The organism is Sandaracinobacter neustonicus (assembly GCF_006385875.1).
Taxonomy (GTDB): domain Bacteria; phylum Pseudomonadota; class Alphaproteobacteria; order Sphingomonadales; family Sphingomonadaceae; genus Sandaracinobacteroides; species Sandaracinobacteroides neustonicus.
On record NZ_VFSU01000017.1, the window covers coordinates 50,537 to 63,644 of the forward strand.

General features: G+C 60.7%; 17 protein-coding genes. 9 read left to right on the forward strand and 8 right to left on the reverse strand.

What is annotated here, in order from left to right; genetic code table 11:
* Positions 1-32: 32 nt before the first annotated feature.
* Positions 33-1,037, reverse strand: a complete 1,005-nt coding sequence (locus tag FJQ54_RS05400; RefSeq protein WP_140927396.1) for a FecR family protein — start codon at positions 1,035-1,037, stop codon at positions 33-35.
* The gene (locus FJQ54_RS05405) at positions 1,037-1,624 is read right to left on the reverse strand and encodes an RNA polymerase sigma factor (protein WP_140927397.1); all 588 of its coding nucleotides are present in this window, start codon (positions 1,622-1,624) and stop codon (positions 1,037-1,039) included. Before FJQ54_RS05405 ends, FJQ54_RS05400 begins: the two co-directional genes overlap by 1 nt.
* A 410-nt stretch (positions 1,625-2,034) precedes the next feature.
* On the opposite strand from FJQ54_RS05405, the gene FJQ54_RS05410 reads away from it, so the two are divergent.
* From FJQ54_RS05410 to FJQ54_RS05440, 7 genes are all read left to right on the forward strand, one after another.
* The gene (locus FJQ54_RS05410; protein ID WP_140927398.1) at positions 2,035-3,228 is read left to right on the forward strand and encodes a hypothetical protein; all 1,194 of its coding nucleotides are present in this window, start codon (positions 2,035-2,037) and stop codon (positions 3,226-3,228) included.
* Positions 3,229-3,376: 148 nt separating this feature from the next.
* On the forward strand, positions 3,377-3,691 hold the full coding sequence (locus FJQ54_RS05415; protein ID WP_140927399.1) for a hypothetical protein: 315 nt from the start codon (positions 3,377-3,379) through the stop codon (positions 3,689-3,691).
* Positions 3,688-4,047, forward strand: a complete 360-nt coding sequence (locus tag FJQ54_RS05420; protein ID WP_140927400.1) for a helix-turn-helix domain-containing protein — start codon at positions 3,688-3,690, stop codon at positions 4,045-4,047. The genes FJQ54_RS05415 and FJQ54_RS05420 overlap by 4 nt, the downstream gene beginning before the upstream one ends.
* A 3-nt stretch (positions 4,048-4,050) precedes the next feature.
* Positions 4,051-4,938 (forward strand): ImmA/IrrE family metallo-endopeptidase, encoded by an 888-nt coding sequence (locus FJQ54_RS05425; protein ID WP_140927401.1) that lies wholly within the window; start codon positions 4,051-4,053, stop codon positions 4,936-4,938.
* On the forward strand, positions 4,931-5,785 hold the full coding sequence (locus FJQ54_RS05430) for a thymidylate synthase family protein (RefSeq protein WP_140927402.1): 855 nt from the start codon (positions 4,931-4,933) through the stop codon (positions 5,783-5,785). Before FJQ54_RS05425 ends, FJQ54_RS05430 begins: the two co-directional genes overlap by 8 nt.
* 78 nt (positions 5,786-5,863) lie before the next feature.
* Positions 5,864-6,964 (forward strand): nucleotide kinase domain-containing protein, encoded by a 1,101-nt coding sequence (locus FJQ54_RS05435; RefSeq protein ID WP_235890325.1) that lies wholly within the window; start codon positions 5,864-5,866, stop codon positions 6,962-6,964.
* A 15-nt stretch (positions 6,965-6,979) separates the two neighbouring features.
* On the forward strand, positions 6,980-7,867 hold the full coding sequence (locus FJQ54_RS05440; RefSeq protein WP_140927404.1) for a nucleoside triphosphate pyrophosphohydrolase family protein: 888 nt from the start codon (positions 6,980-6,982) through the stop codon (positions 7,865-7,867).
* Here FJQ54_RS05440 and acpS read toward each other — a convergent pair.
* The 3 genes from acpS to FJQ54_RS05455 are packed head-to-tail and all read right to left on the reverse strand — an operon-like array spanning position 7,849 to position 9,967.
* Positions 7,849-8,244, reverse strand: a complete 396-nt coding sequence (gene acpS / locus FJQ54_RS05445; protein ID WP_140927405.1) for a holo-ACP synthase — start codon at positions 8,242-8,244, stop codon at positions 7,849-7,851. The genes FJQ54_RS05440 and acpS overlap by 19 nt on opposite strands.
* Positions 8,241-9,293 carry a nucleotidyl transferase AbiEii/AbiGii toxin family protein gene (locus tag FJQ54_RS05450; RefSeq protein WP_140927479.1) on the reverse strand — a complete coding sequence of 351 codons (1,053 nt, stop codon included), beginning with the start codon at positions 9,291-9,293 and terminating at the stop codon, positions 8,241-8,243. The genes acpS and FJQ54_RS05450 overlap by 4 nt, the downstream gene beginning before the upstream one ends.
* Before the next feature lie 2 nt (positions 9,294-9,295).
* The gene (locus FJQ54_RS05455; protein ID WP_140927406.1) at positions 9,296-9,967 is read right to left on the reverse strand and encodes a DUF6088 family protein; all 672 of its coding nucleotides are present in this window, start codon (positions 9,965-9,967) and stop codon (positions 9,296-9,298) included.
* A 106-nt stretch (positions 9,968-10,073) separates the two neighbouring features.
* Between FJQ54_RS05455 and FJQ54_RS05460 the strand changes: the two genes are divergently transcribed.
* Positions 10,074-10,457, forward strand: a complete 384-nt coding sequence (locus tag FJQ54_RS05460; protein WP_140927407.1) for a dCTP deaminase domain-containing protein — start codon at positions 10,074-10,076, stop codon at positions 10,455-10,457.
* Positions 10,458-10,483: 26 nt separating this feature from the next.
* On the forward strand, positions 10,484-10,888 hold the full coding sequence (locus FJQ54_RS05465) for a hypothetical protein (protein WP_140927408.1): 405 nt from the start codon (positions 10,484-10,486) through the stop codon (positions 10,886-10,888).
* 17 nt (positions 10,889-10,905) lie between these two features.
* Here FJQ54_RS05465 and FJQ54_RS17430 read toward each other — a convergent pair whose 3' ends face one another.
* The 3 genes from FJQ54_RS17430 to FJQ54_RS05475 all read right to left on the reverse strand — a co-directional run bounded on the left by FJQ54_RS17430 (position 10,906) and on the right by FJQ54_RS05475 (position 13,058).
* Positions 10,906-11,067, reverse strand: coding sequence for a hypothetical protein (locus FJQ54_RS17430; RefSeq protein WP_181160001.1), 162 nt, complete (start codon positions 11,065-11,067; stop codon positions 10,906-10,908).
* Complete coding sequence (locus FJQ54_RS05470) at positions 11,064-11,420, reverse strand: TA system antitoxin ParD family protein (RefSeq protein WP_140927409.1); 357 nt, start codon at positions 11,418-11,420, stop codon at positions 11,064-11,066. Before FJQ54_RS05470 ends, FJQ54_RS17430 begins: the two co-directional genes overlap by 4 nt.
* A 771-nt stretch (positions 11,421-12,191) precedes the next feature.
* Positions 12,192-13,058, reverse strand: a complete 867-nt coding sequence (locus FJQ54_RS05475) for an AraC family transcriptional regulator (protein WP_140927410.1) — start codon at positions 13,056-13,058, stop codon at positions 12,192-12,194.
* Positions 13,059-13,108 lie beyond the last annotated feature (50 nt).

Below are 13,108 nucleotides of genomic sequence, written 5' to 3' on the forward strand. Positions count from 1 at the left end.
GTTTGACAATCGAGGCGGGTGTTACCCTGGGACTATTTTTGCGTGGCTGCCGACGGCTGGAGATGGATCATCCCGTCAGCGTCGCGATCCATCCGCAGATGGAACAGGCTGGCCAGCGACTGCGCAAAAGCGTCTGGTTCGCGGGGGTCAAAGGTGCCGCTGAACCGCAGCCGGCCGATAGCAGGATCTGCCAGCAGTATCTTCACCTCGCTGTAGCGATTGGCGGATGCGACAACGGTGCCCAGCTCGGTATCTTCGAAGGACAGCATGCCTGAAGTCCAGCGCGGCTCTTCCGCTTTCAGCGGCTGCGGCACATGGTCCTGCGCGACCACTAGCTGCTGGCCAGGTTTGAGGATCGTGGATGCAGAAGGCCTTGATGCCACGGCTGCCGCCTGTGGCCGGACCTCGACTGACCCTTCGAGCAGCGAGACAGCAACCCCGCTACCCGCGACATCCACGTCGAAGACCGTGCCGTGCGCGATCACCTCGGTCGAGTCGGCCTCGACGAGAAACGCGCGCGGGTCGCCATGTGCCACGCGGAAACGGGCGCGTCCGCTGTCGAGGCGAAGCCGCCGTTCGTTGTCCGTATAGAGGATGGTCAGCCGGCTGTCGGTATCGAGCGTGACCTGAGACCCGTCAGGCAGGTCGACGTTGCGGATTTCGCCGACATGACTTGCAAGCAATGTCTGCGCTCCGGAACTCGAAGGTCCTGACAGGTTCAGGGGACTTCCCGGTACGAGAAGCAGCGCGGCCGCCACTGCAGCTGCCACCGCGGTCCACGCTATCAGCCGGGATGACGGGGGACGGGACGGCTTTTGACGAGCCTGCGCTGCCGGCGTCTCGCCAGCGACCGCCATCGCCTCCCAGTTCTTAAGGACGTCGTCATAGATGTCGGCATGCCGCGGATCTGCAGCATACCAGTCCTCAAAGGCCTGGTGGTCGGTGCCACCATCAGGCGCGCGGAGTCGGGCAAGCCAGGCAATCGCCTCCTGCCGCACCGCTTCATCCGTGCGGCGCCCTGCCCCGGATGGCGCCATCAGCGCCGCCTCATCACGCGATCGACATGGGCTATTGCCTTCGTCATGTGCCACTCGACGCCTTTGACGCTCAGCCCCATGCTGGTCGCGATCTCCCTGTAGCTGAGACCATCCACCCTGTGCGCCAGAAAAATGTCGCGTGTCTTTGGACTGAGCTTCAGAAGCGCCGACTGGATGCGGTTGAGAAGATCCCGGGCTTCAAGAGCTGCCACCAGATCGGGGGCTCTGAGATTTGCTTCTTCGACGGGAATATGATGGCCAAGCGAGCGTTGCAGGGCGGACTTTGCGCGGTTCCGGAGCAGGTTTGTCGCAATCCGATTGAGATAGGCTTCCGGTTCCTCGATCACTTTGCCCGGCTCCGCTGCCGTTCCTGCAAGGCGCGCGAAGCTCTCCTGCAGAAGGTCGCCCGCCTCCTGCCCGTCAGTCCGGCGCGCGAAATAGCGCAGCAGCCGCGGCTTTTGCGAGTGGTACAGGTCTTCGAGTGCCAGCATCGACCCGGCGGCCAGGCGGTCATCGGGCGGGATCGGGTCCCCTTCGGCAAGGCGCGGTGTCAGGAGCGCCTCCATCTCATCCGGGATCAGGCGCATGCGCCGACATCCCTGGCGGTATGGTCGAGCAAAGAAGTGCGCTGGAAAGTGGTCAGCCTGTCGCCCATGCCTGCCCCGTTCGAAGGTTCGAAGCGGAGCCGGCGGGAGCCGGGTGTTGAGAACATGCTTGAGACATGCGCCGACGCCTTTAGCCGCAAGCGGCCTGGACATACGCGTCGGCCACCCGGCCGGATGCCATGGCGTCGATTCTCCCAAGCGAGGTTCTCACGCCTCGGTGGCGCCCAAAGCACCACCCGAACAGACTATATCGGGAGATGTGAAATGCAAGCGCAGCCTGGGGGTCTTGCCCCTATCGCTCCGGAAATGAGGCCTCTGCGGCCGATCAGATCTGGTCAACGCAAAGGTAAAGCGACTGACATCTTAAAGCTTCCGGGCCAGGAGTGGTCGGCATGATCGGGAACAGGACTGACGCCATCCGAAACATTCATCTCTCGCGAGACGAGCTTTACGAACTGGTCTGGAGCGAGCCGCTGACAAAGCTTGCAGTACGGTTTGGGATATCTGATGTTGCATTGCGCAAGCGATGCCTCCGGATCCGTGTGCCGGTTCCCCCGCGGGGCTATTGGCAGAAGCTTGAGGCCGGCAAGCGGCCGCGAAGGACCACTCTGCCGGAATTGGCAGACACACGACCAATCGAATTCCGCATTGATGCCCTGAAGCAGGAGCCCGCCCCTTTGAGCACAGCAAATGAGAATGACCTGGACTTTGAAGCCCGCCACCCGATTACCGTTTCAGAAACCCTTCGCCAGCCCGATCCCCTCATTAAGCTTCTGATCAGCGACTTCTCCGGCCAGACCTCCGATGAGTATGGGGCAATCCGGACCCGCAGCGAGCATACATTCCAGGTTCGCATACACCCGCAGTCGAAAGACAGAATTCTTCGTCTCCTCGATGCATTTGCAAAGGCCTGTCACGAACGGGGCTTCGAGTTTCAGCCTGGAAAGCCTGGCCACCGTTATGCCGGATTTGCAGCAGTTACAGTCGATGGAATTGCCCTGTACCCGGTGATCGACGAACGGATGCAGCGGGTGACCTACCGCCTGACGGAACAGGATATCCGTCGGAAGCAACGGGGCGAATGGATCTATACGCCAAACTGGTCCTACATTCCGACAGGTGAGGTCACACTGAAGATCGAAGGGGCATACGGGACCGGTCTCCAGTCCAGCTGGAAGGATTTGAAGCGGCAGAAGCTGGAAGAGCGGCTTGGCGAAGTGATGCTCGCGCTCAGGGCACTTTCGCGCCACAAGATCGAAGAAAAGCAAAAGGCAGAGGAGCGTCAGCGGCAGTATGAGCAGATCCAGAAGGAGCGCGCGGCGCTGCGCGAGAGGATCGCGGAGGAAGCTCGTGCGGTTGAGGCTCTCGAAGGACAGGCCCGGGACTGGAACAGAGCGGAACGAATGCGCATCTACATCGACGCAGTTGAAGCTCGGGCCAGAGATATCGGGGAATTGGAGGAAAAGCTGGGCTGGTTGAATTGGGCGCGGCAGCAAGCGGACCGGCTGGATCCTCTGACGGCGTCACCGGGATCGATCCTCGACACGCCCGAACAAGAGTATAAGCCATACGCCGGCTGGCCATAATCGACCTCAATTATCGCAATGGCTGACGTCCCGACAAATCTGCTTTCAGCTAACAGGCTGCCCTAGCTGCCATTCGCTGAGCGCCGCGAGCCCTTGACATCCGGACTGGTAAGCATATCTTACCACACGTAAGATATGGAGAGTCGCGATGGACGCAAATATTGTGAAGGCCAAGCTGATCGAGGTGCTGCAAACCGTGCAGGCGCTGAGCGGCGAAGACTGTCCTGCGATCGACGGTGGCACGAAGCCTGCCGAAGCTCTGCCGAAGTTCACAAGCAAGGTGTGGCCGGTCGCTGCCGGCATGCTCGGGATCGCGCTCGGTAAATCCATCCCGTGCGAAACCAATATATTCGTCGACGAAGATTCGAAGGTGCCGCTCGCGATCAACCAGACCGTCGCGCTTGTCCTTAAGATCCTTGAAGAGCAGGACGCCAAGGAAGCCGAAGAAGTCGGTGCGGAATGAACGACACTCCTTCGGACAAGCCGACGACGATTCCCGCACGCCTCCGGGCAGCGCGCGAGGCTGCTGGCCTCTCACAGGGGCAGGTTGCCAAGCTGATGAATATGCACCGCCCGACCATTTCGGAAATGGAAGCCGGCAATCGTCGGATCACTGCAGACGAACTCGCGAAGCTTGCTGACCTCTACGACACCAAATTGTCGTGGCTAATGGGCGACGCGCCCGACCGTGCCGCAACTGACGACCCCAGGCTGCAGCTCGCCGCTCGCGAGCTCGGCAAACTCAAGCCCGATGACCTCGACCGCCTCCTGAAGCTCATCGCCGCCATGAAAACCGACGATGACGAGAGGGGAGCCTAACCCATGAAAGCGCTTGCCAGGACGATGATGCACAACCGCCGCGCCTTGGCAGACAAGGCCATGAAGGCAGCGATCACCGCACGGCTTAAAGCCGGTAAGGACCTGGTCAGCCCGGTCTGCATCTATTCGATTGCAGAGGCGCATGGCGTACGCGTGACCTTCAACGACATCAATATGGAGGGGATGTACCAGCGCGGTTCACCTCCACGGATCCACCTCTCCAGCAGGCGCCCGCTTCCCCGACGCGCTTATAATTGTGCGCACGAGCTTGGGCATCATTTGCTAGGGCACGGATCGTCGATCGATGAGCTGCGCGAAAACCAGCTCGTGCGTCCGTGGGATGTCCCTGAAGAGTATAGCGCCGACACGTTTGCCGCCTATGCGCTGGTTCCGACCCTTGGCCTGCGCAACGCCTTTGCCACGCGAGGGCTCAAGCCGGAGACCGCGACCCCCATCGAAATCTACCGCATCGCATGCCAGTTCGGGATTGGATACTCGACGCTCATCACGCACCTCCTCTGGGGCGAGGGGATGATCAGCCGTGCACGCGCTGATGCGCTACGCAAATTCACACCGCGTACACTGCGCGCTCATATTCTGGGATCGCTGACGCCCAACCCGCTCATCGTCGCCGATGAGGCTTGGGGCGGCCATGCGATCGATGCTGAGGTTGGGCACTTGCTGCTGCTTCCTTCCGGCACGGTCGCGCACGGCGATGCCATCGCTTCGATCGCCGATCTGGAGGGCGGCCGGCTGTTCGAGGCGAAGCGCCCGGGTCTCGTACGCATTGACCGCCCGGGAACCGAGTGGGCCGCCTTCGGACGTATCGCACGCACCGCTTATGTCGGGCGTGCTGAGTTCCGCCATTTGGAGGATGACGCCGATGACTAAAGCAGCCCGACCGGTCAACCCTGAGCCGCTAATGGTCTCAGCTAAGAGCGTGTCGGAAGCCTATTCTCGGACCCTGCTCCACATCCTGGAGCATCCGGGGAATGAGATCGCCCCGCTTGTTCTCACAATCGACGGTTTCGACGAGGGGTACGACATCCCGGAGGACCCCAAGGTCCGCGCCGCGCTCGATGCTCTGTTGAGCAAGAAGATGAAACGGGACGTGGAGGACGTTGCCTATACGATCTTTCCGCAGCGGCTCTGGACGATGGCGCAGGGTGATCGCGCCAGGCTGTTCGGGTTCTACAAAATGGCCTTTCCCGCCTATCGCGCCTGGAATCCCAAGGCTAATGGCAAGGGCCTCTATTTCGAGCGGCTGATGATGTACGGCCGCGGCCCGTGTGACGGCAACCAGTTGGAGTGGATTTTGAGTCAGCATGATAGCCGTCCGGGCGTACGTCGGTCGATGTGGCAGGCAACAACCTTCGATCCCGCGCGGGACCATAGCGCAACCGCGCAGCTCGGTTTCCCTTGCCTTCAGCATGTGAGCTTCGTGCCGACCAAGGCGGGTCTGGTTGCGAATGCCTTTTACGCGACGCAGCAGCTTTTCGATAAGGCCTATGGCAATTACCTCGGCCTCGCCCAACTCGCTGCCTTCATGGCTCATGAAATGGGCATCCCGCTCGCGCGCCTGAACGTGACGATCGGCGTGGCCAAGCTGGAACGGATCAGCAAGACCGACAGCGCGATGAAGCCGCTGATCGAGGCGGCCCGCGCCTGCGTGGCCCCACCGGTGCCAGCCATGCCGCGGCCGTCCCCGGCACGCCAGCTCGCTGCACAGCTGGCCTGACGCGCCTTGACCAAGACTGGTACCCCTAGCGGTCGCAAGCGCGGCCGCCCTGCCAAGATTCCCGCAGCAATGCCGAGGATGCTTGAGTTCGACTATCCCGCTGCGCCAGCGAACGTAGCGCCTGTGATCGTGTCCACCCATCTCGCGCCGGCCAAGACGACGGCGGTCTATGACAGTTACTGGCGCTTCGCCGCAGAACGGCAGCGCGTGTTTTACCGTCGTGTGCTGGATACCCCCTGGCCGTGGACCCAAAATCGGGTGATGGCGATCTACAAGTTCACCAACGCATACCGGGCCTCGGACCGCGTCAGCCAGTATTTGATCCGCAACGTGATCTACCGCGACGACTTGCCGAATTCAGTCGATGAGGTGGTCTTCCGTATCCTACTGTTCAAGCTGTTCAACAAGATCGAGACTTGGGAGCGACTCGAACGGGGGCTCGGCCCGATCAGCTTTGCAGATTACCGGTTCGACCGGTACGACGAGGTTCTGACCACGGCGATGGCCGCGGGCCACAGAGTTTATTCAGCGGCCTATATCATGCCGCCGGGGAGTTCGGCTTTCGGGTGCAAAGCCAAGCACCAAAATCATCTCAAGCTCCTTGAGATGATGATGGCGCACAGGTTGCCGGAGAAACTTGCGTCGGCGCGTAGCATGCAGAAGGGCTTTGAGCTGCTGCGCGAATACCCGACCATCGGGGACTTCCTTGCCTATCAGTTTGTCACCGATGTCAATTACAGCGAGGTGACCGACTTTTCGGAAATGGACTTCGTGATCCCGGGGCCCGGCGCCCGCGACGGGCTTCGCAAATGTTTCGCCGATACTGGCGGGCTGAGCGATGCTGAGCTCATCCGTTTGATGGCTGACCGACAGGAGCAGGAATGCGCACGGCTGGGCCTGGAATTCCCTTCGCTCTGGGGACGGCCGTTGCAGCTGATCGACTGCCAGAACCTGTTCTGCGAAGTCGATAAATATGCCCGGGTGGCCCATCCAGAAGCGGCAGGTCTGACGGGCCGCACCCGCATCAAGCAGAAATTTGCAGCACAGGCACAGCCCATCGAATTCTGGTATCCTCCGAAATGGGGCATCAATGACCGTATTGCAGCAGGTGCGGTGCCTAACGAAGCTTTTGAGGCGTCTCGGCCTGGCGCTGCGAATGCACAAGATGATAGCGCCTAGGCCGGGAGCGTATCGATGGATCTAAATACATATCAGACGCAGGCGTTACTCACCGATCAGGTGCCGGGAACGAGCGATGATGAAACCGCCGCTGCCTTGATTGTACCTATGCTTGGTCTGGCTGGCGAAACCGGGCAACTTCTTAGCGAATACAAGAAACATCTGCGCGACGGCGCGGCCCACCGGCTGTTCAAGGATCGCGTCAGTGAAGAGCTTGGTGATCTCCTGTGGTACATCGCCAATGTCGCGAGCAAGTTCGGGCTAGATCTCGACCAGGTCGCCGAGCAGAATCTCTACAAGGTGCGTGCGCGCTTTGCGCCGACAAGTGCACAGGCGCCGGAAAGGGATTCCGAGTTTCCGGATGTGGAAAGATTACCGCGGCAGATGACAATTCGATTGGCCGAAGAGCCTGGGTCAGGCCCGCGGCCAAAGGTCCGGATGACGATCAATGGCGAAGGTATTGGGGCGCTTCTTGGCGACAATGCCTATGATCCGGACGGATATCGTTTTCATGACGTGTTCCACTTGGCCTATGCGGCGATCCTCGGCTGGTCGCCGAACCTGCGCGCGTTCTTGAAGCGCAAGCGCAAGAGTCGGCCGCTGCTTGATGAGGTCGAGGATGGCGGTCGTGCCCGGATCATCGAAGAGGGCGTATCGGCATTGGCATTCGACTATGCGCGTAAGCATAGCTTCCTCGAAGGCATCAGTGAGGTTGACTATGGGCTGTTGCGGACGATCCAAAGCATGACCTCGCACCTCGAGGTCGGCGAAGCCACCGCCGCAGATTGGGAGCGCGCAATCCTCGAAGGTTTCGCGGTCTGGCGTCAGGTTCTCGCCAACGGCGGCGGCGAGATCTTGGTGGATCTCGACGCGCGGGCGATCAGCTATCTCGGGGCACCCTGATCGGCGAGGCCGATCACGCTGGCGATTGCCATATTCCCTTCATGGGATGTACTGATCAGCCAGGAACTGATGCCGAGCGCTTCGGCACGCATTTGCGCTTCGCCATGCAAAATGATCGTCGGTGCGCCCGACGGCAGCGTGACAATCTCGATGCTGAGAAACCCGATGCCAGCTGAAAAGCCCGTGCCAAGCGCCTTCATGACCGCCTCCTTGGCAGCGAGGCGGCCAGACAGCCGCGCTGCGCGATCGGTGCCGGTCCGGACCGCTTCCTGTTCTTGCAGCGTGAAGCATCGGTTCAGGAGTTGATCGGTCGGGTCGGCAAGTAACCGTGCGGTGTGGGCGATATCGACCAGATCTATGCCGTGCGCGATGATCACGCTGCGGGCTCGTTCAACGCGCGCTGGAGTGCGTCGACAGTTTCAAGGACAGCGTTGAAATCTGGCACATTGCCGAAGATCATGCCAGCCATGGCGCCGTAGTCGCGGCGGAGGTCCGCAATCATCGCATCGGTTGGCATCAGAGAGAAGCCACCAGGCTCAGCATGGGCAAGATCGAGGTCGCGGCTATTGAAGAACATTCGGGCATGCGCGACGCAATCCTTGCCGAGCGCGGGATTGGCGAGAGCGGCGGCGCCTGTTCCGGCGGTCATCAGTTGGTGCACGTCATAATAGTGGCGTGAAACGCGCTGGCCTCCGGCGCGCAGAACCTCGCGCGCGTCGAACCATCGCCGCAGGCCGTGCAGAATAACAACCTTATCCCAGAAGGTCCGTTCCGCATCGACGATGGTCACATTTGGGACTGTCAGATCGAGGTCGGGCAGGTCGTCGGCGAGATAAGGAGTGACGCTGTGGCGAGCGTGGGGATCGAGGGCTGATTTTGCTCCGGATTCGATTTTAACGGCTTTGCGGATGTAGCCATCGGATTGGGCGGTCACGCTTGGATACCAGAGAAGAAGGCTTTGTGCGCTTTCATCGTCCGGATCGTGTTCGACCTTTGCGCCGCGCATGTCTTCGCCCGCAGCGCTTGCGAGTGTCGCTGAGAGCTGAGCCAGCAGTTCTCCGCCTATAAAGGTCTGGCATGCCGCTTTGATGGCATCGAGCTTGGCTTGCCGCTTCTTGCCCGACATTTCTTCCAGCGCCTCGACGCTTGCGTCTTCACCGATGTCTTCTCGAAATACGGTAATGTCGATGTCTTCGGAGAAGCGCTGTATCAGGCCGAAGCCCTTTGACAGGGACGTGCCGCCTTTGAAAAGGAAGCGTGGGCCATGGGACGCCGGGCCATTGAATAGCGCGTCGAGCGTCCAGCAGACCCAGAAATCCTTCTCGATATTCTGGGGCGCTGTGCCGAGCCGTTGGCTGGCACCGATAAACACGTCCCTTCGATCGGCCGCATTGGCCGCCAGAACCTGAGAATAGGCGGGGTTCATTGTCATGCTCGCTTGGCTTTTTGGCCGTCGGCCGCCGGCGCCGGTGGCATCGTATTGCGCAGGATATGCTGCATCCAGAGTGGAAGCGTCAGCATGTCGGCGCGAAGGTCATCGACTATGTCGGCACCATGATCGGGATCGGCGAAGATGGTGCGCAGGCGTTTGGCGACGGCCGGATCAGTATCGCCCCCGGCGTCATGCAACCAATGCAGGGCCTGGACGACCCGCATGGCTGGTCGTCCGGCCCAATGAAGCCGGCTTGGCGCAGTGGTTTTGAAATCGATCTGCAGGTTCCCGAGCGTGACAGGCTTCAGCCTTGCATCGGTATGGACGATGATGCGGGCCGGCACGGCATCGGAGAGCCCCAGATCATTGGCGGCGGTCCCGCCATCGACGAGGATGCGGGCTTGATCGCGCCGCGCCAGCGCGTCGACGACGGCGCGCGGGTCGGGGTTGGTGGGTTTTCCCGTAAGGCGGTTCAAAGTCGGCTTGTCGTATAAACCTCGGGTGATGCGACGGATGTGTCCGTTGCGCGTAAGGCGATGGAGCACCTGATCGACGGCATCGCGAGAGCCGAGGTCGAGAAAGTCCTGCGGCGTCCAGACGGATGGCACGCTTCCGGAAGCCAGTCGGTCCGATATGGCGCCTTTGAGATCGAGGCCGGGTCCGCGCATGCTGGTTCCTTTGTCAGAAGCGTGTATACGTATTTCTGACAACCGTAAAGCGACTTTGTCAGATTAGTGCAGCATATTTCTGACAAATCAAATGGGGGAAAGCATAGTGTCGGCAGGATTCTGGAGCGGAGAAACCCTCAAGGACCGCCTCAAGACGCTGATCACGCCGTTCGATCCCGATCGCGTCGATTGCTCAGCCTATACGCTCACAATGGGGCGCGAAATTTACGTGTCGCCCAATGACGCGATGCAGGACCCGCTGAACGTCACGATCCGCCAGCTCAGCGACGGTGAGGGCTTCACGATCCCGCCGGGACAATTCGCCTTCCTCCTGACCGAGGAGAAGATCGAGGTTCCCAACGACGCGCTCGCGCTGATCTCGATCAAGGCGAAAATCAAATGGCGCGGCCTCATCAATGTCTCCGCTTTCATGTCGATCCGGGCTTCCGCGGCCGGTTCATTTTCTCTGTATACAATGCCGGTCCGGTGACGGTGCACCTTCGTCAGGGGCAACCGATGTTCCTGATCTGGTTTGCCAACCTCGACAAACCAACGGCGCTCGCGCGCAATCAGCCCGTGCAAGAGTCTTTCCCGCCTGATCTAATTTCCGGGATCTCGGGCGAACTGCAGTCGTTCGCCGGCATCAACAAGAAAATCAAGGACCTCGACAAGAACCTCACTGACCGCGTTCATTCGCTTGAGCGGGAGCAAACCTACTATCGATTGATCGGGGCCATCGCCCTGGCGGTCTTAATCGCCATGACCGTCTCATGGATCCGTGATGGAGGGCCGAGCCGCCTTGTCTCACCACCCGCAGCACTTTCGCCGTCGGTGGCAACGCCCGCGTCCATGGCTGCGCCTCACAAACCTGCAAAGGCGGCGCACCAGAAGGCTGCAGGCGGATCACCCCCGCATCCCTAGCGGCATGGCTGCACTCTCTAAGGGCTGCAGACGCCAGGTAAAGGATCGCCCAGTTCATCGCGTTGAATGATATCGGCGTTGATGAACGGCCCTGCAAACAGGGGGGCCACACGAGTTGCATAAAGGGTCGATTTGTCGGCGCCGTTCGGTCCTGCAAGGACAATCAAGGTCAGCGTCACGCCTCGCCTGTGAGCTTCTCGCGCACGAGGTTCCCGGCGGCATCGAGACCGACACCGACATCAAGCTGTCGCCGACGGGCGAACCAAGCTTCCTCATCAGGACCGGGCTGCCCCATCCTCTCGACGAAGCGGTGGAGCCAGATTTCTTTCTCCCCGGTGGCGAGTTCGGTGGTCTCTATTGGCCCGGCAAGGGCCGCCGTAATCCGGGCATGGTCGAAATATCCGGATTTCTCGACTGCGTGGCCGATGCATATCCAATGGGCGACCTGTCCCGCAACCGAACGGCTCTGCAGTACGGCTTCCCGCCGCACGACCATCATGATGTCGTCGGCGAGCTTGACGGATTGGACCATGTGTCACCTCTGCATTGAGAGGTAAGCATTTTGTCACCCGCGCTTCAAGCGCGCTACGAAATTCCAGAACTTCTGCCACCTCATGACGGCGGCGTTTTTCGAGTAGAATTGGTAGCTAAAGTCAGAAGTCCCAAGGTACGATATCTGAGGATTATCGGTGGAGTCGAACGTCGTCTAACTCGCAACGCTCCGTCCCAAAAACGCCAACTGGGACCAAAAAATTCCCACGGAACATTGTTGCCTGGGGCGTTGGTATCAAAAAATCATCGATCACATTATCTATTTATATCAGATATATACTAGTCGATTCATGTTCCTCTTCTGGCACCATTTCCTTTCTAAGTTGTTGAAAACTTAGAATAGTGCTGAAAAACAACAACTTGCAGACGCTTCGACGGTACAAGAGCCGGTACAAAGGGGCGCGGCATGGGAGCAAGTGTGGACTACCTCCAGAAGGACCCGAAGACGGGCCGTCTGAGCTATCGCCGGGCGTATCCGCCTGATCTGCGGCCCTATATTCCCGGCAAAACGGCATCGGCCCCCGCGAATTGAAGCGGTCGCTGGGGCTCCCACCCTCACGGCGGGCGCATGGGCCAAGTTTCGCTCGGCTGAAGCGGAGTTCGAGCTTATCGAGCGCCGAGCCCGCCAGTTGGCTTCAGGTGCCTTTCACCCCATCGATGCTGTCCTGAGAGGGCCTGGCTTGGTCCATCCGGCGGGCGGGACCATCATGTTTCCGCCCGCCGGAAGCCGAAAATCAGTTCTTTCAGGCCATCAGGCCTCGCGCGGCATATGCAGCCCTTGCAGCGCGTCGCCCAGCATGTCTGCGCGGGCGATTCCGGCTGCTGTCAGCAGCGGGCGTGGCAGGGCGAAATAGGCGCTGGGGTTCATCCCCATGTGCGCCCTGAACTCGCGCACGAAGTGGGATTGATCCGTGTAGCGCCCGTCCATGCTGGAGGTGAAGTTCTGCCCCGGGTTGCGTTGCAGCGTGTCCAGCGAGCGCAGGAAGCGTTGTCGGCGCAGCAATTGTTTGGGTGGGAAGCCGAACAGGCGCGGGCACAGCCGTTCGAGCGTGCGTTCGGAGACGCAGAGCTCGGATGCAAAGGCAGGCACGGTGGAGATATTGCCGGTGACCAGCGCGCGTTGCAGACGTTCGACGATGGGGGCGGCTGGCTTCACCCCCACCAGCCCGGCCAGAAGCCAGCGCTCCAGCATTGCCAGCTGGCTGTCCGGATCGGTTGCGCCTGCCAGTTGGGCGCACAGATCATCGGTGCCCGCCATATGGCTCGCCAGCGGCACGGCCTTGTTCGCCAGCGTTCTGGCCGGTTGCCGCACCAGTTGCGCCCAGCCCAGCGGCGTGAGCCCGATGCCGATCACGCGGCTGTGGGCGGAGCCGGTGAAGCGGGCCGCCCGCGCAGTGGGGCCGAACAGCGTGGCGGCGGGTGTAATCTGTTCCGCTCCGGCAAGGCCATCGGGGGACCATGTCCAGTCCCCGGCAAGCGCGAAGCGGATGTTCCCCCATTCGGGGTGCAGCCAGTCATCCACGCCCTCCTCGCCGCAATCGACGAAGTAAACGGATGTCACATGCCCCGCGAGGGCCACTTGCGGAATGCGGAAGCGGATGGACAGAGACTGCTGCATGACCCCAAGCCCAATCTAGGACGAAGATGTCCTTTTCAACCAGCTAAAGC